Origin of the sequence: Planktothrix agardhii, from assembly GCF_904830935.1 — a bacterium.
In the GTDB taxonomy this organism is placed as follows: domain Bacteria; phylum Cyanobacteriota; class Cyanobacteriia; order Cyanobacteriales; family Microcoleaceae; genus Planktothrix; species Planktothrix agardhii.
Window position 1 is genome coordinate 534,786 of the sequence record NZ_LR882952.1, and the last position, 26,803, is coordinate 561,588.

General features: G+C 38.9%; 21 protein-coding genes. 11 read left to right on the forward strand and 10 right to left on the reverse strand.

The features are described 5' to 3' along the window. The first annotated feature begins 236 nt into the window (after positions 1-236). A complete protein-coding gene (locus tag NMG88_RS02440) occupies positions 237-404 on the forward strand; it encodes a hypothetical protein (RefSeq protein WP_158442870.1) in 168 nt (55 codons plus the stop codon). On the opposite strand, the gene NMG88_RS02445 is transcribed toward NMG88_RS02440, so the two are convergent. After that, a complete protein-coding gene (locus tag NMG88_RS02445; RefSeq protein WP_042151530.1) occupies positions 405-737 on the reverse strand; it encodes a 2Fe-2S iron-sulfur cluster-binding protein in 333 nt (110 codons plus the stop codon). 199 nt (positions 738-936) lie between these two features. Between NMG88_RS02445 and cimA the strand changes: the two genes are divergently transcribed. The 3 genes from cimA to NMG88_RS02460 all read left to right on the forward strand — a co-directional run bounded on the left by cimA (position 937) and on the right by NMG88_RS02460 (position 5,233). Then, a complete protein-coding gene (gene cimA / locus NMG88_RS02450; protein WP_254034480.1) occupies positions 937-2,556 on the forward strand; it encodes a citramalate synthase in 1,620 nt (539 codons plus the stop codon). Between the two features lie 148 nt (positions 2,557-2,704). Continuing rightward, the gene (locus NMG88_RS02455; RefSeq protein ID WP_026793818.1) at positions 2,705-4,234 is read left to right on the forward strand and encodes a YifB family Mg chelatase-like AAA ATPase; all 1,530 of its coding nucleotides are present in this window, start codon (positions 2,705-2,707) and stop codon (positions 4,232-4,234) included. A 174-nt stretch (positions 4,235-4,408) separates the two neighbouring features. Further along, positions 4,409-5,233 carry a PEP-CTERM sorting domain-containing protein gene (locus tag NMG88_RS02460; RefSeq protein ID WP_042151536.1) on the forward strand — a complete coding sequence of 275 codons (825 nt, stop codon included), beginning with the start codon at positions 4,409-4,411 and terminating at the stop codon, positions 5,231-5,233. A 63-nt stretch (positions 5,234-5,296) separates the two neighbouring features. On the opposite strand, the gene NMG88_RS02465 is transcribed toward NMG88_RS02460, so the two are convergent. Both NMG88_RS02465 and NMG88_RS22455 read right to left on the reverse strand, forming a co-directional pair. Then, positions 5,297-6,037: a peptidylprolyl isomerase gene (locus tag NMG88_RS02465; protein WP_346732938.1), complete on the reverse strand. Its 741-nt coding sequence runs from the start codon at positions 6,035-6,037 to the stop codon at positions 5,297-5,299. Between the two features lie 20 nt (positions 6,038-6,057). Next, positions 6,058-8,418: a calcium-binding protein gene (locus NMG88_RS22455; RefSeq protein ID WP_278047050.1), complete on the reverse strand. Its 2,361-nt coding sequence runs from the start codon at positions 8,416-8,418 to the stop codon at positions 6,058-6,060. Between the two features lie 187 nt (positions 8,419-8,605). Here NMG88_RS22455 and NMG88_RS02475 point away from each other — a divergent pair, with 187 nt between their 5' ends. After that, positions 8,606-8,809 carry a hypothetical protein gene (locus tag NMG88_RS02475; RefSeq protein ID WP_026793820.1) on the forward strand — a complete coding sequence of 68 codons (204 nt, stop codon included), beginning with the start codon at positions 8,606-8,608 and terminating at the stop codon, positions 8,807-8,809. 123 nt (positions 8,810-8,932) lie between these two features. Here the strand turns inward: NMG88_RS02475 and NMG88_RS02480 are convergent, their stop codons facing one another. From NMG88_RS02480 to NMG88_RS02505, 6 genes are all read right to left on the reverse strand, one after another. After that, positions 8,933-9,205: a hypothetical protein gene (locus NMG88_RS02480; protein ID WP_235750938.1), complete on the reverse strand. Its 273-nt coding sequence runs from the start codon at positions 9,203-9,205 to the stop codon at positions 8,933-8,935. 98 nt (positions 9,206-9,303) lie between these two features. Beyond that, entirely contained in the window at positions 9,304-9,528 is a 225-nt protein-coding gene (locus NMG88_RS02485) for a hypothetical protein (RefSeq protein WP_235750939.1), read from the reverse strand. Between the two features lie 463 nt (positions 9,529-9,991). After that, on the reverse strand, positions 9,992-10,369 hold the full coding sequence (locus tag NMG88_RS02490) for a HetP family heterocyst commitment protein (protein ID WP_026793823.1): 378 nt from the start codon (positions 10,367-10,369) through the stop codon (positions 9,992-9,994). Between the two features lie 30 nt (positions 10,370-10,399). Continuing rightward, complete coding sequence (locus NMG88_RS02495) at positions 10,400-12,016, reverse strand: beta-barrel domain-containing protein (RefSeq protein WP_227382089.1); 1,617 nt, start codon at positions 12,014-12,016, stop codon at positions 10,400-10,402. A gap of 497 nt (positions 12,017-12,513) precedes the next feature. Continuing rightward, positions 12,514-15,591: an ABC transporter transmembrane domain-containing protein gene (locus NMG88_RS02500; protein WP_235765573.1), complete on the reverse strand. Its 3,078-nt coding sequence runs from the start codon at positions 15,589-15,591 to the stop codon at positions 12,514-12,516. A gap of 480 nt (positions 15,592-16,071) precedes the next feature. Next, complete coding sequence (locus NMG88_RS02505; protein WP_227366363.1) at positions 16,072-16,776, reverse strand: YdcF family protein; 705 nt, start codon at positions 16,774-16,776, stop codon at positions 16,072-16,074. 16 nt (positions 16,777-16,792) lie between these two features. Here NMG88_RS02505 and NMG88_RS02510 point away from each other — a divergent pair, with 16 nt between their 5' ends. The 6 genes from NMG88_RS02510 (at position 16,793) to NMG88_RS02535 (ending at position 24,001) form a co-directional block, all read left to right on the forward strand. Further along, the gene (locus tag NMG88_RS02510) at positions 16,793-17,152 is read left to right on the forward strand and encodes a hypothetical protein (protein ID WP_051319773.1); all 360 of its coding nucleotides are present in this window, start codon (positions 16,793-16,795) and stop codon (positions 17,150-17,152) included. Between the two features lie 85 nt (positions 17,153-17,237). After that, positions 17,238-19,994 (forward strand): efflux RND transporter permease subunit, encoded by a 2,757-nt coding sequence (locus NMG88_RS02515; protein WP_227350012.1) that lies wholly within the window; start codon positions 17,238-17,240, stop codon positions 19,992-19,994. A 28-nt stretch (positions 19,995-20,022) separates the two neighbouring features. Continuing rightward, the gene (hpnA, locus tag NMG88_RS02520; protein ID WP_227382085.1) at positions 20,023-21,012 is read left to right on the forward strand and encodes a hopanoid-associated sugar epimerase; all 990 of its coding nucleotides are present in this window, start codon (positions 20,023-20,025) and stop codon (positions 21,010-21,012) included. A 44-nt stretch (positions 21,013-21,056) separates the two neighbouring features. Beyond that, a complete protein-coding gene (gene hpnH, locus NMG88_RS02525; protein ID WP_026786951.1) occupies positions 21,057-22,067 on the forward strand; it encodes an adenosyl-hopene transferase HpnH in 1,011 nt (336 codons plus the stop codon). A gap of 122 nt (positions 22,068-22,189) precedes the next feature. Then, on the forward strand, positions 22,190-23,011 hold the full coding sequence (locus tag NMG88_RS02530; protein WP_026786950.1) for a metal ABC transporter permease: 822 nt from the start codon (positions 22,190-22,192) through the stop codon (positions 23,009-23,011). A gap of 69 nt (positions 23,012-23,080) precedes the next feature. Continuing rightward, on the forward strand, positions 23,081-24,001 hold the full coding sequence (locus tag NMG88_RS02535; RefSeq protein ID WP_254035080.1) for a hypothetical protein: 921 nt from the start codon (positions 23,081-23,083) through the stop codon (positions 23,999-24,001). A gap of 91 nt (positions 24,002-24,092) precedes the next feature. On the opposite strand, the gene NMG88_RS02540 is transcribed toward NMG88_RS02535, so the two are convergent. Then, positions 24,093-26,783 (reverse strand): DEAD/DEAH box helicase, encoded by a 2,691-nt coding sequence (locus NMG88_RS02540; RefSeq protein ID WP_254035801.1) that lies wholly within the window; start codon positions 26,781-26,783, stop codon positions 24,093-24,095. Between the last annotated feature and the right edge of the window lie 20 nt (positions 26,784-26,803).

Below are 26,803 nucleotides of genomic sequence, written 5' to 3' on the forward strand. Positions count from 1 at the left end.
GCACGGGGGGTTTGGGGGGGGCTGTTCCGGTGTTCCCTTTTGATCAGGGATTTTAAACACAACTCAAATAGGATTGCTATAGATGGGTTAGTATTTGTCTCAAGAACATCTTGTTTAACTAAAACAATCACTTCAACAATTATTCCTCCGGCTAAATCAGAGGTTTGAATTTCTATTTTGCCATTTCTGCCAACGACCACTTGCTGTTTAATACTACTGAGCACGATCAAACCCTCATGGTACTATATCTCACATTAATTTTAGTTTACCATGATATTAACATAAAAGAATATGCTCAATTTTCCATCCAAATGCCTACTAATACTAAATTGGCATTTGAATGGAAAATTCTTAAAATTTCTGAATTTTTAGCCTACTGGGTGATCCAGAATCTGGATTTCTAATTAGGGAGTCCAGGCGGTTTGGGAACCTTGACCCCAGAAACCATCATATTTTTTAACTTTGATATCCCCCAAAACCTGAACCTGACAGGCTAAACGGCGTTGTTTATCTGAGGAATGGGGAGGAAGGGAAAGGCGGGTTTTCTCTTTCCATTGGGGTTCGGAAACTTCCCCTTCAATTTCGACGCAACAAGTCCCACAAGTCCCAAATCCGTGACAGTTGATCACCGAAGCTTGACCATTATAGAGATCAATTCCATTTTCTAATAGGACTTTACGGAGATTAGCACCGCGATCGCAACTGATAGTTTTCCCTTGAGCTTGAATTTGTACCATTTTTCCCTGAATAAAAGTTATGCAATGATTCTTAACTAAATTGTTACTTTTTTCAAGCCCAAAACGAGAGATTTAAAAGTAAAATAATATTGAAAAAGAAAAAATTAGCTGGAATGGATGATTATAAGCCCATAGAGGTCACAGCACCAAATCCCAACGCTAAAATATGATTAATTGTTAACTATAAATCTTAGAACCTATGACTCATCCCCTTTGGATATACGATACAACATTAAGAGACGGCGCCCAACGGGAAGGATTATCTTTATCTCTTGATGATAAATTGCGAATTGTGCGTCAATTAGATAGTTTAGGAATACCTTTTATTGAAGGAGGATGGCCGGGGGCTAATCCTAAAGATGTGCAGTTTTTTTGGAAGTTGCAAGAACAACCCTTAGTTAATTCGGAAGTTGTGGCATTTTGTTCGACCAGAAGACCGAATAGTAATGCGGCAGAAGATGATAATTTAAAAGCAATTTTATCCGCCGGAACTCATTGGATCACATTGTTTGGAAAATCCTGGGATTTGCACGTCATCGAGGGATTGCAAACAACCCTAACAGAAAATCTGGCGATGATTGCGGATACAATTAAATTTTTTAGGAGTCAAGGAAGACGGGTAATTTATGATGCAGAACACTGGTTTGATGGCTATAAAAACAATCCTAATTATGCTTTACAAACCTTAATAACGGCGGCACAGGCGGGGGCGGAATGGTTGGTTTTTTGTGATACGAATGGAGGGACTTTACCCCATGAAGTAACTCAAATTGTTAGGGATGCAATCCAAGCTACAAAAGACTTAGAAACGCCTTTTCCTCTGCAATTTGGGATTCATAGTCATAATGATTCGGGAACGGCTATTGGTAATGCGATCGCAGCCGTATTAGAAGGGGTAAAGATGGTACAGGGAACAATTAATGGCTATGGAGAACGTTGTGGAAATGCTAATCTTTGTACTTTAATTCCCAATTTTCAATTAAAATTAGACTATAATTGTATTCAAGATGAACAGATTAAAAGACTAACAGAAGTGAGTCGGTTTGTGAGTGAAGTTGCCAATTTAGCCCCGGATGATCACGCGCCTTTTGTGGGATTATCTGCCTTTTCCCATAAGGGAGGAATTCATGTTTCTGCGGTACAAAAAAATCCCCTAACCTATGAACATATTCCCCCAGAAATTATTGGAAATCAACGGCGAATTGTGGTTTCAGATCAAGCTGGTTTAAGTAATGTTTTAGCCAAAGCTAGAACCTTTGGGATTGATTTAGATCGGAATAATCCCGCCAGTCGTAAAATTTTACAACAACTGAAGAATTTAGAAAATCAGGGTTATCAATTTGAAGCGGCAGAGGCGAGTTTTGATTTATTAATGCGAGAAGCATTAGGAACCCGCAAAGCCTTTTTTACACTGAAAGGATTTCAGGTACATTGTGATAAATTCAGCGATGAAGTTTGCCATGCTTTAGCAACGGTGAAAGTTACTGTTAATGCTGAAGATATTTTAGAAGCCGCTGAGGGAAATGGCCCTGTATCAGCCTTGGACGCTGCTTTAAGAAAAGCATTAGTAAATTTTTATCCGATGATTGCTGAATTTCAACTGCGGGATTATAAAGTTAGAATTATTGATGGCGGTTCAGGAACATCGGCAAAAACTCGGGTTTTAGTTGAGTCCAGTAACGGTCAGCAACGTTGGACGACGGTGGGAGTTTCTACTAATATTATTGATGCTTCCTATCAAGCGGTTGTAGAAGGCTTAGAATATGGTTTATTACTTAAACAGCAGGAAACTCCGGTTAGTGTTGTTGCGGTAATTTAACCCTGGCTTCGTTTCAATTCGTCATTACCCATAAACCCGGTTTTTTATCAGATGTGCAGGTCACTCAGAATGAAGATTGTTTCCCAATGGTGGCGATTGGTCACGGTAACGATGCTATGATGGGTTTAAAACCTAAGAGTTAAAAATCATGTTAGCTAGGGTTTGGAGTGCCTCTATTGTTGGAATTGATGCGGTTAAAGTTGGGGTGGAAGTCGATATTTCCGGGGGACTGCCTAAAATTATGGTGTTGGGACTTCCCGATGCGGCGGTTCAGGAATCACGAGAACGGGTAAAAGCGACTTTAAAAAATGCCGGATACGCTTTCCCGATGCGAAATATTGTAATTAATTTAACTCCGGCGGATTTACGCAAAGAAGGGCCAAGTTTTGACCTTCCGATTAGTATTGGGATTTTAGCCGCATCGGAACAAATTAAAGCTGATTTATTGGGGGATTTTTTATTTTTAGGAGAGGTGAGTTTAGATGGCGGATTAAGACCCGTTGCTGGGGTACTTCCGATTGCTGTAGCAGCCCAAAAAATGGGAATTACTGGATTAGTTGTTCCTGAAGATAATGTTCAAGAAGCGGCGGTTGTTCAGGGATTATCGGTTTATGGATTTAAAAGTTTATTAGATGTTACTGATTTTTTAAATCATCCCAGTGCTTATCAACCTATTAAATTAACTGCATCGCATTTATTATCTCAAAAAACAACAATTGGCTTAGATTTAAGTGAAGTTAAGGGACAGGCTCACGCTAGACGGGCGTTAGAAATTGCGGCGACCGGAGGACATAACTTAATTTTTGTCGGGCCGCCGGGGAGTGGAAAAACTATGTTAGCCCGGCGTTTACCTGGGATTTTACCCCCTTTAAGTTTTGAAGAATCTTTAGAAGTAACTCGGATTTATTCGGTGGCGGGACTATTAAAAAATCGTGGAACTTTAGTTAGCGATCGCCCTTTTAGAAGTCCCCATCATTCCGCTTCCGGCCCGGCTTTAGTTGGGGGAGGAACCTATCCGAAACCAGGGGAGATTTCTTTAGCCCATCGGGGCATTTTGTTTGCCGATGAATTGACAGAATTTAAACGGGATGTATTAGAGTTTTTAAGACAACCTTTAGAAGATGGATTTGTGACGGTTTCTCGTACTAAACAATCGGTGATTTTTCCGGCTAAATTTACTTTAGTAGCGAGTACCAATCCCTGTCCCTGTGGATATTATGGGGATACTATTCAACCTTGTACTTGTTCGCCTCGTCAACGAGAACAATATTGGGCAAAATTATCGGGGCCATTGATGGATCGGATTGATTTACAAGTGGCAGTTAATAGATTAAAACCAGAGGAAATTTTACAGCAATCTCAAGGTGAAAATTCTGCTAATATTCGACAACGAGTAATTACAGCCCGGGAGCGAACTTTTCAACGATTTGCAGATGAGCCCCAGTTAAAATCCAATGCGGAAATGCAGAGTCGGCATATTCAAAAATGGTGTCAATTGGATACTGTGGGACAGAGTTTATTAGAAAATGCGATTAGAAAATTAGGGTTGTCAGCAAGGGCGAGTGATCGGATTTTAAAGGTAGGTCGAACTATTGCTGATTTATCGGGGGAAGATAATATTAAACCCGCCCATATTGCCGAGGCTATTCAATACCGAACTATTGATCGAATGCAATAAACTATAGGGATAATTTGTTGTCATTAATCTTTTTATTGTATCTTTACAAAAAAAACTAAAATCTTTACACTAACCCCTGTTAATTCCTGGATCACCAGACTATATTAAATATATAGATTATCGGTATTGATACCGTGATCAATTTTGATTTAAAACTTAACAAAATAATTTAACATGAATATTCTACCCAAATCAACTTTGAAATTCTTGATAGTAGCCACTCCCGTTGTTACTTTATTAAGTAGTATTTCTCCCGGTTTTGCAGCTACATTTGCTAATGCTGAAGCTGAAACCTTAATTTATAATTTTAGTCAAGTTCCTACCAGCATTTCCACGTTTACAGATGCTCAAACCCTAGCAGTAGCTCGGAAAGGGGCTGTATTAGCTGAAGCGAATGCTAATGCCTATTTTGATGTTAACTGCTCGGAACCTGACTATTGTTTTCCCCTGGCTAACAATAGTTCACAAGCGAAAACTCAAGGAGAAGGTAAAGAATATTTGGGTTTAGCTCAAAGTCAAGCATCAGCTATTGGTTATCAATTTGAAATTGCTGGAAACCAAGAATTTTCTTTTGATTTTATCTCGATTTTAAATTTAGAAACCCAAAAATCACTGCAACAAGAATCGACTCAATCCGCGAATTATATCGCTTTCTATTTGTTTGAAGATTCTACCAATAATTTGTTAGATTTCTTTAGTCTAAATAGCTCGATGAATTCTGCTAACAAACATAATTTATCCACCAAAAATAGTCAGGGGTTTCAATTATCACCATTGACAACAACAAACGCCGAAGAAAATCAAGCATCTGTCAATATTTTATTATCGGGATTATATTCACGTCAGTTTAGTCAAGGTCAAAACCTAACGTTAATTACCTATCAAACCAGTTCAACAAAGGTTAAAGTACCTGAACCTTCAACTGCTTTGAGCTTATTAATTTTCGGTGCATTAGGAACAGCATTGGGCTTGAAAAAAAGATCCAGTTTATCTGATTAATTCTGTCAACTAATCAATTTCAGGGTGCATTTTATCGGGTGACAATAACTTTAAAGTAAAACTTTAAGTGTTATATAGCCGATAATTCAATTCACTAGCCAACCAATCTTTAAATAGTTTCTGAAGAATTTCTTGATAACGTTCAGGAGTCAATTCAGCTTGAATAAACTCCTCAACTAAGATTAGATGATAACCTTGGTCAGTTTTGACTGGAGTTAATATTTCTCCTGGGTTTGAACCAAATACAATGGCGGCAAAATCCGCTTTTAACCCCCAACGATAAAGTTTACCTTCATAGCCGCATTGTTCACGACGTCGGGGGTCAATATCATATAAATGGGCGGCATGATAGAAACTAATTTCTTCTTCTTCTATTTGATAAAATAATTCCCTAGCCAAGCGTTCATAGGGAACAATAATTTGATATAATGAAACTTGCTCGAAATTCAAGCGATTTTGAATAAAGTATTTTTCAACATCTTTAGCAAATAAAGATTCCGCTAATTTTTGCGCTAAAAGATGTTCTCGAATTCCCGCTTCCCAGTCATCGGAAGTGATCATTTGGTCAGCTAACCAAGCTAAGGTATCCGCCGCCTTTTCTAAGCGTTTTTCATGACGTTGTTGGTTAGCTTGGCTTTGAATTTCTTCAGCCGTTACCGTAATTGCTCTTTCCTCAGCAACTTGATTGATTACTTTTTGAAACAATATTTTTTGATAGAATTGCTTGAATTCCAGGTTTTGTTTCAGGAAACCAATAATTTCCTCATTATCAAGTGAGTCTTTGGAAAGTTGCACCATGACCATTTGTTGTAATCCTAACTCTTTTAGCTTAACATTAGCAGGCTGTTAGAAATCACGGTGAAATCGGTTGGCGTTAATGTCGTTTGTCCATTTACAGAAACTGTACCTAACACAACACCAAGAACTTCAGATTGACTATCACTACCGAGTTTAATGATAGTAGCATCAAGACTTCCATCAGCATTATAATCGAAGGTTTCTAATATTAACGGTTGTCCGATTAAGTTTTCCGATAATCCAATCTTATCACCTTCAGCAGCATTAAAGTCTGTAATTATATCTGCTAAATTGGGGTTGGAGTTTGGGAAATTGGGATTTGTGTTGAAGACAAATACATCCGCATCTGCTCCTCCTGTTAATTCATCTTGACCGAGATCACCGATTAGAATATCATCACCATTGCCACCGATTAAGATATCATTGCCTTTCCCCCCTCGAAGAATATCGCGATCATTTCCTCCATCAAGAGTATCATTACCTTTGTTTCCTTGTAATAAGTCTGTTCCACTTTTACCTTCAATTTTATCTGCGCCTTTAAACCCGCGTATTGCATCATTTTCATTGCTACCAATGAGTTGATCATTTTCGATACTACCGAGTTGTGGTGTGCGTTCAATAGCTATAACGGTTAAAGGATTCGGTTCTGGACTAATCTGAATTAAGATACTAGAACTAGAATTACTATCGTTATTGTTATTATCAGATTCTATTGCCAGTTTTACCTCGGTAGTTGGTAATATATCCGTACCACTAATAGCTGTTGCTGTTGCTTCACTAGAAGTAGCATCGGGAATAAATACAGACTCACTACTCTGTTTAACTTCTCCAGTTGGGGAAATTGTTGTAGCTTGACTTTCTCCCCCCGCACCGATGTCATTGACAATAGTAGTCGAACTAGAACTAGAATTACTATCGTTATTGTTATTATCAGATTCTATTGCCAGTTTTACCTCGGTAGTTGGTAATATATCCGTACCACTAATAGCCGTTGCTGTTGTTTGACTAGAAGTAGCACCAGGAATAAACACAGACTCACTACTCTGTTTAACTTCTCCAGTTGGGGAAATTGTTGTAGCTTGACTTTCTCCCCCCGCACCGATGTCATTGACAATAGTAGTCGAACTAGAACTAGAATTACTATCGTTATTGTTATTATCAGATTCTATTGCCAGTTTTACCTCGGTAGTTGGTAATATATCCGTACCACTAATAGCCGTTGCTGTTGTTTGACTAGAAGTAGCACCAGGAATAAATACAGACTCACTACTCTGTTTAACTTCTCCAGTTGGGGAAATTGTTGTAGCTTGACTTTCTCCCCCCGCACCGATGTCATTGACAATAGTAGTCGAACTAGAACTAGAATTACTATCGTTATTGTTATTATCAGATTCTATTGCCAGTTTTACCTCGGTAGTTGGTAATATATCCGTACCACTAATAGCCGTTGCTGTTGTTTGACTAGAAGTAGCACCAGGAATAAATACAGACTCACTACTCTGTTTAACTTCTCCAGTTGGGGAAATTGTTGTAGCTTGACTTTCTCCCCCCGCACCGATGTCATTGACAATAGTAGTCGAACTAGAACTAGAATTACTATCGTTATTGTTATTATCAGATTCTATTGCCAGTTTTACCTCGGTAGTTGGTAATATATCCGTACCACTAATAGCCGTTGCTGTTGTTTGACTAGAAGTAGCACCAGGAATAAATACAGACTCACTACTCTGTTTAACTTCTCCAGTTGGGGAAATTGTTGTAGCTTGACTTTCTCCCCCCGCACCGATGTCATTGACAATAGTAGTCGAACTAGAACTAGAATTACTATCGTTATTGTTATTATCAGATTCTATTGCCAGTTTTACCTCGGTAGTTGGTAATATATCCGTACCACTAATAGCCGTTGCTGTTGTTTGACTAGAAGTAGCACCAGGAATAAATACAGACTCACTACTCTGTTTAACTTCTCCAGTTGGGGAAATTGTTGTAGCTTGACTTTCTCCCCCCGCACCGATGTCATTGACAATAGTAGTCGAACTAGAACTAGAATTACTATTGTTATTGTTATTATCAGGTTTGAGCACTACTTTTACCTCGGTAGTTGGTAATATATCCGTACCACTAATAGCTGTTGCTGTTGCTTCACTAGAAGTAGCACCAGGAATAAACACAGACTCACTACTCTGTTTAACTTCTCCAGTTGGGGAAATTGTTGTAGCTTGACTTTCTCCCCCAGCACCGATGTCATTGACAATAGCAGTGGAACTAGAATTACTCCCTTGAAAATTGGCATCGGGGGAGTTAATTGTAGTGGTCGGAGATACTGTATTTATAGGTTCATCTAGGATAACGGGAATATCGTTAGAATTGTTGGTAATATTGCTCATTGCTGTTACAGAAAATTAAGTAATGTAGTAAAAAGATCATTGTCAAAGTCAGGAAATTTACTAACTTTTTGGAGCCAAGCTATAAAATCAAAGTGTAACTAAATTATTTTGATAAATGTTGCCAAAATGGCAACATTAGCTTCATAAATTAGTTTATGTTCTATCCTAATAAGTTGGTATTAAAATTATGTCTAACTATAAAGTAGTATTCAAACGCATAGTCTCACCGGATGGTAAAGTTATTGCGGAGGCTAAAAGTATAGTTTCAACATCAGATGATCAAGAAAATGAAATTAGCCAAAGTGTTTTTGTCAATATTTCATCTGTTAATGGTTACAGTCAGGCTAAATCGAGTTCTAGTTCTTCCTCAACCTCTAGTTATCCTAATTAACTTTAGATTAACAAGTTTAAAATAAAAAAGTCCCTATTTTATCAGGAATAGGGATTTTTATCTGTTGAATATTTTTACTTAATCAAAAAGTGAATCATGAGAAAAAACGCCACTTCACAGAGGTTAACTGGCATAGGTGGAAGCATAGGCATAGGTAGATGTACTTCCATCTGAAATCGCACCAGCTACCGCACCAGCAGCAGAGCCACCATAAGAAGCATATATCGAGTAGCTGTCATCAAATCTTTGAATAATGTAGAAGGCATTGTAACTGGAACTATGATCGGTACTGACAGATTTAGAAGGAGCAGAAAAATAACCGCCACCTTTTATTTCCTGTGCATTAGTACCCGTATTTTCACAAAAACTCAAATTAGCAATGGTGATCTGACTCATAAATTTCTCCACAAATATAAAAAAGCACTGAAAGCTTTCAATGATTAAATTGAACTAGCTTTCAGCGATGGTATTGCAACTACTAGCCGTAAATTTGATTAAGCAGCCGCCGAAGAACTAACAGACTCAGAGTTAGCGGAGGTATAGCTTCCAAACCACCAGCTAGACCCTTGAGAGGCGGAGGTATAAGTTCTGGTAAAAGTGGAAGCAAAGTAGTTACCGTTTGCATAAGCACCAGCATAAGCATCAGCAAAAACAATACCGCCTTTGATATTGGATGCTTCGTCAACGACTTCTAAATGGTTTAAATCTTGAATAAACATGGTTTTTTTCCTAAAGAATGGTTTACTTGGGTATCAACTTTGTTTGTTTGTTGATGTTTCTAATATAATCTGGTTTCTCTTGCCTGTGTTGCCATTTTGGCATATTTGTAGATTATTTTTTTGGAGTTGAAATCAATAGATGAAAAAGGATTGATTTTGAAAAACCGACCATAAATAAGGCTCTGAAAATCAGAAATAACTTTCAGAGGAGTTCGTTTTATTCAAACTTTAATATTCAAGGTCGTGTAAATGGTATTGTAATTACGTTTCGGAATAATTGTTGTCATTTTGGCAGTTTTTTTATATTTTCCAAAAAAAAACCTGCTTGAACACAGGTTGTATAAAAGATGAAAAGATGTGGAAAAGCGGATTTTTTTAAAAAAGTGAAAAACAGACTCAAAAAAATGATTTTAAACTTAGGCGAACAGAAGGTTAAAGTTGGATCGGTCGTTTAGTGCAGTTTCTAAGGACTATAGAAGTTCTCGACAACCTCTAAATGCCGAAATCCTCCCGAAACCCCCCGACTCAATTCAGGAATAGGCTCCAAATAGGTTAAGTCCCGAACTTTGCCCGCACCAGAAGGTATAGTCTGGGTGTGAGCACTTGACTTAACAGATGTCGGATTACCTTGAGACTGAGAATTAGAATTATTATCCTTAGCCAGTCGGTTATAGGTGCGATAGGGAATATAATGCAGTGGATTATATCCGGCAAAACGCAGGATTAAAACACAAGCCCAAGAATACTTTCCCGATAAAATCGCATCTAGGATTTGTTCAAATTGTTCTTCACTCATCGCTTTAGCGACTTTCGAGTTATTGTAGGAATATTGAGCAGACATTTCTTGCACTCCTAATTAGTAAATAGTGTTCTACAAATCTATGCCATTTTTCTGCAATTGCAGAATGGGATTAAGTAGAATATCCATAATCCGACGACGACGAATAATAATATCCGCACTAGCCGTTTGTCCAGATTTTAACTGAATTTTCTGATCCTTTTGCAAAACGTAGTCTTTTTTTAAGACAATTTCTAATTTATAAACTGACCCGACTGCTTGATCGACTTTTGTATCGGGTGAAATTGAGCGAACTGTTCCTTCAAATACCCCATAATTTTGATAGGGATAAGCATCGAATTTGACTTTAACCGACATTCCGGTTTTCACAAATCCAGCTTTCTCATTCGGGAGACTAGCTGTTAAAATTAGGGGTGCATTTTTGGGCGTAATTTCAGCCACGGTTTGTCCGGGTTGAATGACTTCTCCCACATTAAACACATTCAAGGCAGAAATAACTCCATCAATGGGAGAATAGAGATATCGTTCTTGAAGTTTAGCTTCAGCCGTTGTAATTAAATTTTGAGTATTTGTAATTTGCGCTTTTAATTGAGTTACTTCTAACTCAGTTTGTTGAATTTTTTGCTGGGTTGCGACTTGAATTGTTTTTGCCTCCGCTTGTTTCTGGGCTAATTCCGCATTTAATCGTTCAATTTCAACTTGAGATTGTTTTAATTCTCCTTGAGATTGGGTGATTAATCTTTGTCGATCCCGAAAACCTTGTTCCGCTTGAAAAATCAGTTCTTGGGTACTATTTTTTTCTGATAATTGAGCTTGAACAATGCCTCTTTGTTGATCCCGCAAGTTTTGTTCGGCTTGAAATAATAGGTCTTTAGAAATAGCACCACTTTCTAACAGAGGTTGTAGCCGTTCTAGTCGTTCTTTAGCCGCTGATTCTCCCTCCTGCAATTTTTCAATTAGGCTTTGAGTTTCTGCCTTTAAGGGTTGTAAAGATTCAACTCGTTTTTGAGTTGCTGACGCCTCAAAATTGAGTTGACCTAGTAAGTGCTGATTCGATACAATTTGGCTTTCAACTCGTTCAATACTGGCTTGTTGAGATTGAAGTTGAGCCGTGGCAATCGCCGTTTGGGTTTGGGCTTCTAAATGAATCCGTTCAATTAACCCTTTTTTTTGAGTTAGTTCGGCTTGAAAGGCGGTGAGTTGTTGTTGTAATCCCGCTAATTCTTGGGTGGCAATTTGTCGATCTAGTTCGGCTAAAACCTGACCTTTTTTAACAGTTTGCCCTTCTTTAATCGAAATTAGAGAAACTTTTCCCAACTCAACGGGATGGATTTTGTAAACTTCTCCTTGGGGTGCTAATTTCCCTCTAGCTTGACCGACTTCATCTACGGTTCCGAAATATCCCCATGCACCAAAGGCGATACAAAAAATAAATCCTCCTAACATTAATTGCAGGGGAAAAGACGCCGGGGGTTGATCCAGTAGGGACTGTAAGGCATTTGACCAGTCCGGTTTTGCCGTCGGAACACTAGCTGGAGGATGGGATTTTTTGGGGATTTTTTGGGGGGGTGCAAGTTGAGGAAAGGGAACAGAACCCGCTATACCGCCATAAATATGATCGGTGTGTTTTGTCTGTTCAATACCCAATTCCAGATCCTCTAAGTATTCCTCCTGTGAGGTTACAGACAATTGGGAGTCTGAATCATCATTAGTGTTTTTACTGAGAGAGGAAAATAGTTTGTACGGTTTCATAGGGTTATGTAAAACCTAGCCAACAAAGGTTGGTGTTTTAATTGTTTTTTTAAAATGAAATAGTGATCTTACGGTCAGACCAGTGTTCTTGTTTTTATCAAAATCCTCTGTATTTATACTAGGGTAACTTTTGATTTTAAACTGCCAATTTGGCACATTTGTTACAGAAATTTTTTAAAATAGCAGATCGGAGAAGATGAGCTTAGGATTTGGGGCGGTTTTATTTTTGATGGTAAATCCTAAGACCTAACCCCCCATTCCCGACCTCTCCCTGCTCTCTCCTACAAGGAGAGGGAAAAGGAAGAATATTTTTATTCGGAAGGGGGAGTAATTAATATTTTTAAATCTTTTTATTTTAAGATTTAATAGTAAGAATTCTTCCCCCCTCGCTTGTAGGAGAGGGGTTGGGGGAGAGGTCACGCAATTGCCCTGGGCTATAAAGCCAGTTGTTGTTGAGCTAAATGATAATAGAGTCCTTGAGTTGCCATTAGGTGTTCATGGTTGCCCTGTTCAACTAAAATTCCTTTGTCTATAACTAAAATACAATCGGCACTTCTCACGGTTGAGAGACGATGGGCAATAATAATGGTGGTGCGGTCGCGTTGCATTTGTTCTAAATTGCGTTGAAAACGGTGTTCACTTTCGGTATCTAAAGAACTGGTTGCCTCATCTAAAATTAGAATTCTAGGACTTCCTAATAAAGCTCTAGCGATCGCTACTCGTTGCCGTTGTCCTCCCGATAAACTTGATCCTCGTTCTCCAACTTTGGTATAATATCCTAAAGGTAAACCTTGAATAAATCCATGAACTTCTGCTAATTTTGCAGCCTCAATAACTTGATCTAAAGTATATTCATCCCGATACAGAGTAATATTTTCTAAAAGCGTTCCTGAAAATAAATAACAATCCTGGGGAACAACGCCCATTTGTGAACGTAAAGAAGGGGGAGAAACATGGCGAATTTCATGCCCATCCACATAAATATGTCCGGTTGTGGGATGGTACAAACCTTGCAGTAATTTAACTAGGGTGCTTTTCCCTGAACCACTGCGCCCAACAATAGCAATGGTTTGACCTGGAGGAAATTTAAAAGAAAGATTTTGCAAAATATTCGTTTCGGCATCTTCCTGATAACGAAAAGTCACGTTATCAAAGTGAATTTCTCCCTGGATTCTCGGTAATACAATTAACGGTTTTTGCGGGGTTTCTTCCGGTTCTTGTTCAAATACATCATTTAACCGTTCTACGGAAATTAATACTTCTTGCAATTCGTCCCATAATCCTACTAAGGCAAGAATCGGACTAATTACATAACCCTGCATCATATTAAAGGCGACAAACTGACCAATAGTTAATTGATCTTGAATTACTAAAGTTGCACCAAACCAAAGTAAGGCTGTACTTCCTATTGAATTAATTAACCCACTGACAAATTCTAAATTAATCCCTAATTTCTGAGCTTTAAACTGAACATTCATCTGTTTGGTTAATCGTTCTTCCCAACGCCAACGTAATTCCGGTTCCGCCGCTACTGCTTTTACTGTATTAATTCCGGTCAAAATTTCCACTAAAGTTGAATTTTGATCGGCAGAGGCATTAAATACTTGACGGGAAATATGTCGTAACATTGGCGTTGCTGCTAAGGTTAGAAGAATAATTAAAGGCACAATTCCTAAAATTAAAATTGTGAGTTTCCAGTTGTAATAAAGCATCAACCCTAAATACACAAACCCCGTCACAACATTCAACGCCGACAATAAAATTTGACCGACGAGAAACCGTTGAATTTTCTGATTTTCTTGAACTCGGGTAATGATATCCCCGACGCGGCGGGACTCAAAGAACTTTAAAGGAAGTTTTAGGGCGTGGTTAATAAACCCACCAATTAGAGTTAAATCCAAACGATTTGATAAGTAACTCAATAGATATTGTCGAATTGAAGATAACCCCAAACTCCACACGCCAAATAATAACAACCCCAAGGCAAATACATTCAAACTGGTGAGACTTTTATTCACCACAACCCGATCTAAAATAATCTGGGTTAATAAGGGAGTAACAATCCCAAATATCTGAATTAATAGGGATAACAAAACAATTTGTAATCCTAAAAACCGATGGGGCCAAATTACCCCAGCAAACCGACCGAGAGAGCGTTTCTGCTCTTGGAGTTCATGGAATTGATCGGTGGGTTCCAAAAGTAAAGCATAGCCCGTCCATCCGGTTAAAAACGCCTGACGAGAGAGGGTTTTTCTGCCCTCACCCGGATCAGCAATCACCACTTGATGGCGCCGGACTTTATAGACCACAATATAATGATCCCCTTGCCAATGGGCAATCCAAGGTTTTTTTTCGGTTTCTAAACGATTCAAACTTGCCCGGACTGGTCGCGCTTGATAACCTAATTTTTCTGAGGTAAGAGTGAGATTTTTTAAGGAGACTCCAGATCGTCCTACATCCGAAATATTACGGAGGCTATTAATACTTAAATATTTCCCCCAATATTGACTAATCATCGCCAAACAAGCGATCCCACAGTCGGAGGAGCTTTGCTGTTCTATAAAAGGATAGCGTTGCCAAAATCCTCGCCAGACTCGTTGACGTTTGGGTTTTGGGAAGCTGAGGGTTTGGGGCGTTGGCGGAGCGATCACTGGAGAGGGTTTCACAGTGGGGGGTTGAAGATAAACGGTTTTTTCCTGTGTCCGTATCGGAGATTTCCCGCCTTGTACGGATGTTGTCTGTAAGGTTTCTGCGGGAAGTTGATACACGACTAACTCCGTGGCGGCGATCCATTCTGGGGAGATGCGATCGGGTTCTCCCCAACTGTCGCCCACCTGGGGAACGGTATCGGCGCCTGTAATTTGTCCTTGATACAGCCAAAATCGGCTCTGTTCTATTGGGATCGCAGAGAGTACGGGAGTTCCGGCGTTGATGTGATGTTGGGTGCAGTTGGATAAAAGTTCTTGTAGTCGGTGACTGGCCAACCGTCGCCAGTCCGTTTGGGTTTTGAAGAATAATAGCCGTTGTCGGCTTTCGATGGTGGTTTTTAGATAGGTTTGTAGTTGGGTCTGGGCTGGAATTTCGACAAGAGGAATCGAAGCCACAATGACATCACTGGCTGCGATCGCTTGATAAGATAAATTTGAGTATTCCCATCCGGCTTGATCCCCGCCAAAGGTTTCACCGGGTTCAATCACTGAAACTGAAACCTCCCGATTTAGATTTTTGTCCCAGGCTAGGAGTCGGACTCGACCTTCAACGACTAAATAAACCAGGGGTTTTGGATTGGGTTCACTGTTAACTGTTTTTTTGGTAAAAATGGCTATATCATCAATAGAATCTCCTAGTTGAAACGAGTGGAGATGCCAATGTTGACTCCAAGCTGCAAGATTAATGGTATCGACTTGGATTTGTGTTAAGAGATTTTCTAAGGTGGCAATCAATAAATATTGAGAAGTCTTAGGGCTAGGTGTAAACGCCCGATCCCGTTCAGTTAAGTTAGGTTTGATCATGGTTTTGAGGGTATAAATAGTGTAGATTAGCAATCAATGAAGCAGCCCGTAGGAATACAAATTAGGCTTTTCTAGTCCCTTCAAAACCTCCTTCGCAAATGGAAATCTAGCCCCCCCTTAGCAAGGGGGGTTGGGGGGGGTTAACAGTTGTCCGGTGAGATCCCATTGATAAGGGAGACTCCTAAAAACAAGAGTCAAGCACCAATTGAGTAAAAACCAAGGTCTAACAGCACCGATTGCTTTTCAGATAATTTAGAGGATTCTGATATTCAATCAAGTTGCCTATCGCCGTAAGGTATCCTGGCATAATGGCATATTTTAATCAAGGGTGTTCCAGACTTGAAGCAGATACCGATGATTTTTATTAAATCTTTAACTCAATCTTTATATTGATGGCTGAAATTTTATGGCTTGTAAGACCTATGAGATGGAAGGTTGAGGGACTTTTTTTTCAAAAGCGTATGTAAAGTTAAGCTCTAATTAGGGCTCCTTTTCCTGACAAATCAACTTAAAATCAATCCCACTTTGATATTCACAGCTAAATTTTTCCTGACACCACTTTTTAAGATTTACCTCCTCAAGTTGAGTTAGATTAGAACAGGAGGGTTGAATTACTTGACTTGCTAACGCCCATAAAAAAGTTCGGGTTACATCCATTCCTGTTTTTAGCCACAATTCCCGATTTGCAGGAACTCCGCTTTCTTTTACTGTTTCCACATCTACCCAAATTCCATGAGATCCTAACATAATTTGAGCCATCCATTTTGCCCTGGGTAAATGGGTGGGAGAGGTAATTAATTTAACATGATGAGCCTGCCATTTGCTCAGAATAGGTTGACTATAAAAAAAATTATCAAAAGTAGAATTTGCACACTTTTCTAACCAAACTTGTTGCGTCGGAGCTTGTTCGCGTTCAAATAATTTTAAAATACAGGGATCATCTGATCCGGTTGAAATTAAAATCCGAATATCGGGATTTTGTTTTGCTAGTTCGGTGACATACATTTCCCGTTTAATACTTCCCCCCAGGACGAAAAATGTATCCACAGGTTGCCCGGAGGCGACAGATAGCTTCTGGAATTGATGCCAAACACTACTCGAAAACGTGATCAATAGAATAATAACACCTAGGAGTAAAATTTTTAGGCACAATTTATGTTTTAATTGTAATGGTCGCCAATTCATTTAAAACCAATCCTTTATGAATATTATCAGTCCTTTCGTCGTTGTTCGTCTATTGTATTTTATATTATTCTTGGCTTTAGGACTCTATCCGGTTTCCACCCTGGCTCAAAATAATTCTACTCAACCCAAACCTAAATATCAATATCCCCAAGAAATTGTTAATACTTATATCAGTGGTTGTAGTCAACGCAGTGTTCAAGAAGGTTTAACCCAGCAACAGGCAAAAACTGTTTGTCAATGTACGATTAATCAATTTCAATCTCGGTACAGTTTTGATCAGTTTATAAAAATTTATACTCAAGCTCAAAAGACAAAAGAATCCCCTGATGAGTTTGTGGATGTTGGGATTGAATGTGCTGAAAAATTGCTCCAATAAACTTAATTTTGCAAATTAATTATTTCAGGTTTATCTTGAAGAAGATAATCATTTTTTGAATAATCATTTATTGTCAATCTTTGCTATGATTCAGTCTCCTCTCAAATCTGCTATGCGAGAAAAGTTTAATATTTCTCGCGCTTGTATCGCTCATCCTCGAATTGCAATTGGGTTTTGGATTGGGGTAATTATAGCCGGAATTTTGGCATTTAGTCATCTCAAATATGCCTTATTTCCAGAGGTGACATTTCCGGTGGTAGTTGTGAGTACCACTGCACCCATTTCTACCGCAACGGACACGGAATTAAAGGTTACTTTACCGATTGAAACGGGGGTAAAATCTATTCCTGGGGTCTATGATTTCCGTTCATCGACTTATCCAGGTAGGAGTATTGTTAGTTTAGCATTTTTAGTGGGAACCAGTTTAGAATCCTCAACAAATCAAGTAGAAACAGCTTTAAAAACTATTCAATTACCTGCTGAAACTACTTATAATATAATTCCTTTAAACTTAAACGAATCAACGGCAATTACTTACGCAATTAAAAGCGAAAGCAAAACCTTAAAAGAATTAACCACAATTACTAAAAGTGCAATTATTCCCCAACTCAAAGATTTACCAGGGGTGTTAAAAGTTAATCTATTAGGAGATGGATTAAGTCGGGAGGCGAAAAAGGATATTGCCTCCTTATCCAGTTCTCAAACGTTAATTCAAGACCCGCAAACTTTAGTTAGATATAATGGGGAAAATGTCTTAGCGTTTCAGGTGGTAAAACGCAGTGATGCCAATACCTTAGAAGTAGTTAATCAAGTTAAAAATACCATTAATAGTATACAAAATAAATTAACAGATGTCAAGCTAATTTTAGCAGAAACCCAAGCCGATTATATTAGAGAAGCTACCAATTCTACAGTTAATGAATTATTGTTAGCAATTGTTTTAGCCATTGCAATTGTATTTCCATTTTTAAGGAATTTTAGGGCAACCTTAATCACCGCCTTAGCCATTCCCACTTCTTTATTAGGAACCTGCATTGTGATGGCAATTGCTGGATTCAACTTAGAAACAATAACCCTATTAGCTTTAGCATTAGTAATTGGAATTGTTATAGATGATGCTATTGTTGATGTAGAGAATATTGCCAGATTAATTGATGCTGGAGAAACACCCAGAGAAGCCGCGATAAAAGGAACAGATGAAATTGGGTTAACGGTGACAGCTTCCACCTTAACAATTGTAGCAGTTTTCCTCCCCGTAGCCTTTATGGGAGATGCGTTGGGACAGTTTTTTAAACCCTTTGCTTTAACGATTTCTTCGGCTGTAGTTATATCATTATTAGTCGCCAGAACTTTATCTCCAGTTTTAGCAGTTTATTGGTTAAAACCCGCAAAAAATAGACCGGAAAATTATACTCCCAAACCCAACCCAATTATCGAAAGTTATCGTCGATTATTGCAATGGTCACTCAGCCACCGAAAACGAGTTATTCTAATCGCTATTTTGAGTTTTGTTGCTGGTTTAGCCTTAATTCCTTTTGTCCCCCAAGGGTTTTTACCGCGACTCGATAGGGGAGAATTTGTGATTAATTATTCCTATCCCCTTCCTCAAATTTCTAATCTTCAACTTCAGAATAAATCTGAACCAAATACCCCCCCCAGAGACGCACCAGGACAAGTCTCCAATGATATATTTCAAAAGCAAGGAGCGTTTGATTGGTTAACAGATTTAGCCAAAAATCCAATTCAACTATTTCTGAGAAAAACTCGCACGACCGCCGAAAAAATAGAAACGGTGGTTTTGAATACTCCCGATGTTGAAAAAGCCTTAATAATTATTGGAATTAAAGGACAACCAAATAAAGGTAGAATTTATGTCAAACTAAAAAATAATCGTCAACTAACAACCTTAGAATCTCAAGATCAAATTCGTTCAAATTTGCCCAAAATTAATAACGTTACTATCAGTGTGGAAGATATTCAATTTGTAGAAACAGGGGATGAAAAACCCCTACAAATTGTGTTAGTTGGAGAGGATATTCAACAATTAAATAATATAGCCAAAACCATTAAAGAAAAAGTCGCAAAATTACCGGGTTTTGTGGATGTTCGGGTAACGGGTGAAGAAAATATATCTAATACTATCAACCAAATTGAACGATTTAACGGTCAACGGGCGGCTTATATTACTGCTAATTTAAGCCAAGGTCAATTATTAGGGGATGCGACAAATCAAGTTATTGAGATTGCTCAACCTTTAATTTCTAATGGAGTTACCTTAAAATTAACTGGAGATTCTGCCAGAATTGGTCAAGTTTTAAATAGCTTTCTGGTAACTCTTTTATTTTCTGTTATTTGTATGTTAGGGTTACTATTCCTATTATTTGGTCGTTGGGTAGAACCTGCGGTAGTTGGGTTAACGCTTCCTTTGTGTTTAGTGGGAGCAATGTTAGCTTTATTAATCACTCAAAGTGATTTTGGCATTATTTCTTTAATTGGGTTGATTTTCCTGTTAGGATTATTAGATAAAAATGTGTTATTATTGATGGATTATATTAACCAATTACGTCAAAAAGGTATGGGTCGAAATCAGGCAATTATTGAGACGGGAGTTGTACGTTTAAGACCCATTGTGATGACTACTGCTTCGACGATTTTGGGAATGTTACCGATTGCGTTAGGATTAGGTGCAGGGTCAGAATTAAGACAACCGATGGCCGTTGCGATTATTGGGGGTTTAATCACTTCTACTTTATTAAGTTTAATTGTTGTTCCGGTTTTAAATACATTTTTGGAAGATGAATGGTTGAAGATTAAAAAACGATTTAAGAAACAAAGTTTATAGAAATAAACCACAAAGATACTAAGATATAATGAAAGTATTTGTAACGGGTGGAACGGGGTTTATTGGGGCGAATTTAATTAGATTATTATTGCAAAATAATTATGCAGTTCGAGTGTTAGTTCGTCCTGAGAGTAATTTAGATAACTTGAAAAATTTAGAGGTTGAAATTGTTGAAGGAAACTTAACAGATGCTAACTTATCTCAATCTTTAAAAGGTTGTCAAGTTTTATTTCATTGTGCGGCCCATTATTCCCTTTGGCAACGGGATAGATTATTATTAGAACAGTATAATATTATCGGAACTCGTAATATTTTAGCCGCCGCTAGAGAAGCGGGAATTAAACGAACAATTTATACCAGTTCCGTTGCTGCTATTGGAGTAAAACCTGGGGTTGCTGTTAATGAAAATTATCAAAGTCCAGTTGAGAATTTAGTTGGATATTATAAAAAATCTAAATATTGGGCAGAACAGGAAGCCCAAAATGCGGTAAAATTAGGTCAGGATATTGTGATTGTTAATCCCAGTACACCCATTGGCTATTGGGATATTAAACCCACGCCAACGGGGGATTTGATTTTACGATTTCTCCGCCGAAAAATGCCCGCTTATATTAATACTGGATTGAATTTTATTGATGTTAGAGATGTCGCCCAAGGTCATTTACTGGCTTTAGAAAAAGGCAAAACCGGAGAACGTTATATTTTAGGTAATCAGAATTTAACCTTGAAACAATTCTTAGATTTATTGTCAGAAATAACCGGATTACCCGCCCCTGAAAAAACCATCCCAGTTTGGCTTCCCTTGGGCATTGCATGGGTCGATGAAATGATTTTAGCTAATTTAGGAAAAAAACCTTCTCTCCCCTTAGATGGCGTTAAAATGTCAAGACAACCGATGTATTATAATCCCTCAAAAGCGGTTCAAGAATTGGGTTTACCTCAATCTTCAATTAAGACCGCCTTGAAAGATGCCGTTAATTGGTTTATAACACAAGGGTATGTTGATGAGTTAGGGTGATTTTAGATTAACCCAATTCTAAATTTATTTAAGGTGAACAAAAAATGGCCATTCAAATTGAACAAGCAATCACCGTTGGTAAATATTTATTCATGCAACGGTTAATGGGGCGAAAAAAATTCCCCCTAGTGTTGATGTTAGAACCTTTATTTCGCTGTAATTTAGCCTGCTCTGGCTGTGGAAAAATTCAACATCCGAAAGAAATTCTCAAGCAAAATTTAAGCCCAGAAGACTGTTTTAAAGCCGTAGAAGAATGTGGCGCACCTGTGGTTTCTATCCCTGGTGGTGAACCTTTATTACATCCGCAAATTGATCAAATTGTTGAGGGTTTAGTTGCTCGCAAAAAGTTTATTTATTTGTGTACTAATGGAATTTTACTTGAAAAAAGTTTAGAAAAATTTAAACCTTCTCCCTATTTAACCTTTAGTGTGCATTTAGATGGTTTAAAAGAACATCATGACCACTGTGTAGACCGAGAAGGCGTGTTTGAAATTGCAGTAAAAGCGATTAAAGTTGCTAAATCAAAAGGATTTAGAGTCACAACTAATACAACGGTATTTGCTGGAACTAAGCCGGAAGAAATGCAGAAATTCTTTGATTTTCTGGAGACTTTGGGTTTAGATGGGATGATGATTTCTCCTGGTTATAGTTATGAATGGGCACCCGACCAAGAACATTTCCTAAAACGAGAACAAACTAAAGCCTTATTCTGTGAAATTTTATCTCCCTATCAATCAGGTAAAAAGAAATGGAATTTTAATCATAATCCTTTATTCTTAGATTTTCTCATCGGAGAAAAAGACTATGATTGTACTCCATGGGGAAGTCCAAGTTATAGTGTTTTAGGATGGCAAAAACCCTGTTATTTATTAAATGAAGGTTACTATTCTAGCTATCAAGAATTACTGGAAAAAACCGACTGGGAACAATACGGAAAATCAAGCGGAAATCCTAAATGTGTAGATTGTATGGTTCACTGTGGTTATGAACCAACAGCCGCAATAGAAGCGATGAAACTTGAAAATATGGGGCGTTCGATTGGGGCGTTATTTTAGTTAACTTAGGAGGCTAGAGTCGATTAAGGAGTTACCCCCCTAACCCCATAAAAAAGGGGGGAATTTGGAGAAAATATAACTGACGATTTTACAATCTATTCCATTTTCTATAATCAAAAATAATGCTAACAGAATTAATTAAATTGTTTGAATTTGAATTTATGAGAAATGCTTTAATAGCAGGACTTTTAGTTAGTATTGCCTGTGGCATGATTGGAACATTTGTTGTTGTGAATCGGATTGTTTTTATTAGTGGCGGAATTGCCCATGCTGCTTATGGAGGCATTGGTATGGGTTACTTTTTTAAATTTAGTCCCGTATTAGGAGCAATTATATTTTCTGTCATTTCTGCCCTAGGAATGGGGTTAGTCTATCGTAAAACCCAACAACGGGCAGATACTATTATTGGGGTGATGTGGGCAATAGGAATGGCAATTGGGATTATTTTTATTGACTTAACCCCTGGTTATAAAGTTGATTTAATGAGTTATTTATTTGGCAGTATTCTCACCGTCCCCCAATCGGATTTAATTCTAATGTTAATCTTAAATATTTTAATTGGGGTGATGATTATTTTATTTTATAAAGAATTAGTAGCAATTTCTTTTGACCCAGTTTTTGCCGAAACTCGAAATTTACCAGTTGACCAACTTTATCTAATGTTAATAGTTGCCATCGCCTTAACCGTGGTGATGGTGATGAAAGTGGTAGGTTTAATTTTAGTGATTGCTTTATTAACTATTCCGGCGGCAATTTCAGGACAATTTGTTAAAGACTTAAAACAAATGATGCTATTATCCAGTATTTTAGGAATAGTTTTTACCACCCTAGGCTTAGGAATTTCCTACTTTCTTAATTTAACCTCCGGTGCAACGATTATTTTAGTCGCGGGTTGTGCTTATTTATTCAGTTTAAGCCTAAAAAATATGATTAAACCAGCCTGATTTGATTCAATTTTCCTGATTTATGTTAAAGTCCTCTGTTGAACCTTGAATCATCCTTTAAATTAACTTATGAAAACAAAAATTGCCCTCTGTTTAACTTCCCTAATTTTAGGCTTTTCCTACCCGGCAACGGCACAGAATCTTAACTGTCCGACTTCTGTTTCTGCTTGTCAAAACTCCAACTCAACAGAAACCGTGGCAATTTTAGAAGATGGTCGGTCTTATGAATATGAAGCCGGACAGGGGATTTATCGAGTTCGCTACAATTACACTGGAGAAAATTGGACTCATGCTGATGTGGCTCCCATTAGAATTAATACTAACAAACCGATTGCAATTTTACCGATGCAATATACTAGCAATGGTGTACAATCCGGGGCCAGTGTTAACGGTGTTTCCGTGGGTCGAATTTGGAATTCTATTACGGTTGAAGAAATGAAACGACGGTTAGAAGCGTTAGGGTTTTATGTGTTAACACCGACTATTTCTATGTATGGAGAAAATATAGATGGATTTCAAGCTTTAGAACATTTTATTGCCGGAGTTCATAAGGGAAATTCTTCGGTGCAAACGGTGGTTTTAACCGCCGATGCTAATGTGGCAAATGCTGCTAACCCCCGTCCTGGTGCTCAAATGTTAGTTACGGGACTCCATCAACGGGATTTATGGTGGGAATATCGCATCCAAAACCGTTTAGTTGGGTTTTATCAACAGCAGGGTTTAGTTAATATTGGGCCGAGAGTTCGTGGGGGAAAAAATAATCGTGAGGGTCATTCTTTGGCTTGGCATCCGATGATTGAAAGGGCGGCGGAATATAATCCTAAAGTGGCTATTATTGAGGTTGCTCAAGCCGCAGAAATTATTCAACGGGCGGGGTCAATTCAAGCAGGGAGACAATGGGCGACCCCTGTATTTGACGGTGTGGCTTTAGGAATGGCGGAAGAAGCCTGCGCTACAGGGGCGAAATTAGAAATATGTAAGGGGCAGTAGGGGAGCAGGGGAGCAGGGGAGCAGGGGGGGTAAACTCTTGCTATTACCCATTACCTATTACCTATTCCCTCCCTTAGTAAGATGTTAAACCCTAATCTACCGCCTCATTAATCGGGTATCGGTCTATTAACTGACGGGCGCGTAGGGCATTTTTTTTCAAAGATTCACTTAAATAAGGAACATGGGGGATTTGAGAAAGAAAATCTAAAGTTCTTCGGAACATTCGGACAATATCTCCTTCGTCTAAACTGGTATTAGAGACCAACTCCAACCAATCGGTTTCTAAAGCCCATTGCTCAATTAAACCAGTTAAATCCCGTTCTAACCAGATGGGTAAAGCAACCCGATACCGTCGTTGCTGTTTAAACAATTCCTGGCGCAGATGGCGCAACTGTCCCAGGGCGTTTTCTACCTCCTCCGATAAGTCATAGCGCGTCCAACTATCGGGACGGGAAACCTCAGTTACCAAAGCTGCACAGGCCGCTGCTAAATGGTGGGGGTCAAGTTGGTCAAAAATCCCCGACTTCAAGGCTAACCCTAACCATAATTCGTTATCTCCCCGCAGAGCGGCGGTAGCCTGTCCTAAATCCGTAGGCTTCAACTCATCTAGGGCTTGAAAGTATTGCAAAATTGAAATTAAAGCCATAAATTCATCCCAATGACGGGCTAAATCTTCTTCTAATTCCCCTCGCATTTCTTCAATCATTTCATTTAATTCTGCCCAGCGTTGCCACCGTTTTAACAGTTTATTCGGTTTGCCCCATTTATGAATAGGATGGGCGTCTAATTCTAACTCTAACCGTTCGACTTGTTTTTGTTGAGCGATGACTTCTGGGGGCGATTCAGGTATATTTAATTCGGGAATTTGTTGGGTAATGGCTACGGTTAACTCATCTCCTTTACGACATTGACCGAGTTTAAACGGAATATTAGGAATTTCCAAATAATCCACATTTAACCGTTTAGAATCGGGTTGCAAAATCACAATATCAGCCGCACTCACCACATACCAGCGATTATCCCGTCCTAAACAGAGGAAATAGGGTGCCTGTCCCGAACTGGGGGTTTTGGCGACTAATACGGCCGGAATGGGGTCAGACTCAATTTTGCGAGCCGTAGGAACATTTTTTCCCCGTAAACCTAAAGTTGTACCCAAGGGGGTAGCATCCATGTCATGGGCCATCCGGTGCATTCGGACATCTTCGGCTTGCTGTTGTAGGAATTTTAATAAACGACGTTCTTCCCGTAGACGGTCATAAACTTTTTCAAAACTGGCTAGGGTTTCTTCCAACAATGCCATATTTTGTTCGCCACTAAAGCCAAATTGGGCTTCAATTAACGATAATTCCGCCTGCATAATATCAATTTCTTCTTGGGCAGGAATTAAATTAATTGTAGACAGATATTGTCCGAAACTTCGTTCAACTAATTCCCTAGATTTTTCTAAACTATGCCGTTGTAATAAGTTCAAGACCATGCCATAACTAGGGCTGAATTGACTTACTAAGGGGTCGGGTTTAGATGTTGCTAAATAGGCTGCTTCCTTTGCCCCCTCAAAGGGAGTTTGTACCGTCACCACATAGCCTTCGGTGTCCATGCCGCGCCGTCCCGCCCGTCCTGACATTTGCAGAAATTCCGAGGCTTTTAACAGGCGATGACCGTCATCGGTGCGTTTTGATAAACTAGAAATTACTGTAGTTCTCGCGGGCATATTAATCCCGGCGGCGAGGGTTTCCGTGGCAAAGACTACTTTAATTAACCCTTGTTGAAATAACTCCTCCACTAACCCTTTCCAAGTGGGTAATAGTCCGGCATGGTGGGCGGCTATTCCTTTATATAATACTTCAACTTGTTCGGGACGAATGCCTTCGGGACTCGATGCTAAAAACGCATCAATTCGCTCTTTTAATCGGGCGGTTTCGGCTTCATTAACTAAGGATAAATGACGCACTTCTCCGACGGAGCGATCGCAACCTTTCCGACTAAAGATAAAATAAATAGCAGGTAACATATCCCTTTCTTTTAGATGGGATATAGTCGCGCCTAAATTCGGAATATCATTGCGTCTACCCCGTGGAGGAAGGCCCTTTTTTTCTTTGAGGCGAGGATTAATTCTTTTCAGGGAATCATCTAATAGGGGAAAGAAGCCTTTAATATTACAAAAATGATATTGTAAGGGTACCGGCCGAAAGGTAGAATAAATTAACTCCGTTGGGCCATGAACTTGAGAAATCCAGTGGGTTAATTGTTCACTATTAGCCACCGTTGCCGATAACGCCACCAATTGAATTTCCCTGGGACAATAAATAATTGATTCTTCCCAAACCGTCCCCCGTTGGCGGTCATTCATATAATGGCATTCATCCAAAACCACCGCTTCTACCGCTTCCATGGAAGTTCCGACTTCTCCAATCGGTGTACCATAGAGCATATTGCGGAAAATCTCCGTAGTCATCACCACCACGGCCGCGTCCCGGTTAACGGAAATATCCCCCGTTAATAACCCTACCTTGTCCGCCCCAAACTGTTCTCGAAAGTCCCGAAACTTTTGATTGGATAGCGCCTTTAGGGGTGTGGTATAGAAGACCCGCCGATTCCCTGCTAAGGCCCGATGGATGGCATATTCTCCTACTAAGGTTTTTCCCGAACCCGTTGGCGCACAAACCACAACGGACTTTCCATCATCCAACGCTGTAATCGCATCGTGTTGAAAGTCATCCAGGGGAAATGGAAATAGGGCGTTGAGATCCAGTTGGGGATTGTTTTCGGTAGAGTAGGACACAGGAATATAAATAATAAGAC

Bases quoted from the DNA above. Each gene is read 5' to 3' on its own strand.
- hpnH (WP_026786951.1), top strand. From the start codon at position 21,057: ATGGCCATTCAAATTGAACAAGCAATCACCGTTGGTAAATATTTATTC.
- NMG88_RS02530 (WP_026786950.1), top strand. From the start codon at position 22,190: ATGCTAACAGAATTAATTAAATTGTTTGAATTTGAATTTATGAGAAAT.
- NMG88_RS02510 (WP_051319773.1), top strand. From the start codon at position 16,793: ATGAATATTATCAGTCCTTTCGTCGTTGTTCGTCTATTGTATTTTATA.
- NMG88_RS22455 (WP_278047050.1), bottom strand. From the start codon at position 8,418: ATGAGCAATATTACCAACAATTCTAACGATATTCCCGTTATCCTAGAT.
- NMG88_RS02535 (WP_254035080.1), top strand. From the start codon at position 23,081: ATGAAAACAAAAATTGCCCTCTGTTTAACTTCCCTAATTTTAGGCTTT.
- NMG88_RS02485 (WP_235750939.1), bottom strand. From the start codon at position 9,528: ATGTTTATTCAAGATTTAAACCATTTAGAAGTCGTTGACGAAGCATCC.
- NMG88_RS02460 (WP_042151536.1), top strand. From the start codon at position 4,409: ATGAATATTCTACCCAAATCAACTTTGAAATTCTTGATAGTAGCCACT.
- NMG88_RS02500 (WP_235765573.1), bottom strand. From the start codon at position 15,591: ATGATCAAACCTAACTTAACTGAACGGGATCGGGCGTTTACACCTAGC.
- hpnA (WP_227382085.1), top strand. From the start codon at position 20,023: ATGAAAGTATTTGTAACGGGTGGAACGGGGTTTATTGGGGCGAATTTA.
- NMG88_RS02515 (WP_227350012.1), top strand. From the start codon at position 17,238: ATGATTCAGTCTCCTCTCAAATCTGCTATGCGAGAAAAGTTTAATATT.
- NMG88_RS02455 (WP_026793818.1), top strand. From the start codon at position 2,705: ATGTTAGCTAGGGTTTGGAGTGCCTCTATTGTTGGAATTGATGCGGTT.
- NMG88_RS02490 (WP_026793823.1), bottom strand. From the start codon at position 10,369: ATGTCTGCTCAATATTCCTACAATAACTCGAAAGTCGCTAAAGCGATG.
- NMG88_RS02465 (WP_346732938.1), bottom strand. From the start codon at position 6,037: ATGGTCATGGTGCAACTTTCCAAAGACTCACTTGATAATGAGGAAATT.
- NMG88_RS02480 (WP_235750938.1), bottom strand. From the start codon at position 9,205: ATGAGTCAGATCACCATTGCTAATTTGAGTTTTTGTGAAAATACGGGT.
- NMG88_RS02440 (WP_158442870.1), top strand. From the start codon at position 237: ATGGTACTATATCTCACATTAATTTTAGTTTACCATGATATTAACATA.
- NMG88_RS02505 (WP_227366363.1), bottom strand. From the start codon at position 16,776: ATGAATTGGCGACCATTACAATTAAAACATAAATTGTGCCTAAAAATT.
- NMG88_RS02475 (WP_026793820.1), top strand. From the start codon at position 8,606: ATGTCTAACTATAAAGTAGTATTCAAACGCATAGTCTCACCGGATGGT.
- cimA (WP_254034480.1), top strand. From the start codon at position 937: ATGACTCATCCCCTTTGGATATACGATACAACATTAAGAGACGGCGCC.
- NMG88_RS02445 (WP_042151530.1), bottom strand. From the start codon at position 737: ATGGTACAAATTCAAGCTCAAGGGAAAACTATCAGTTGCGATCGCGGT.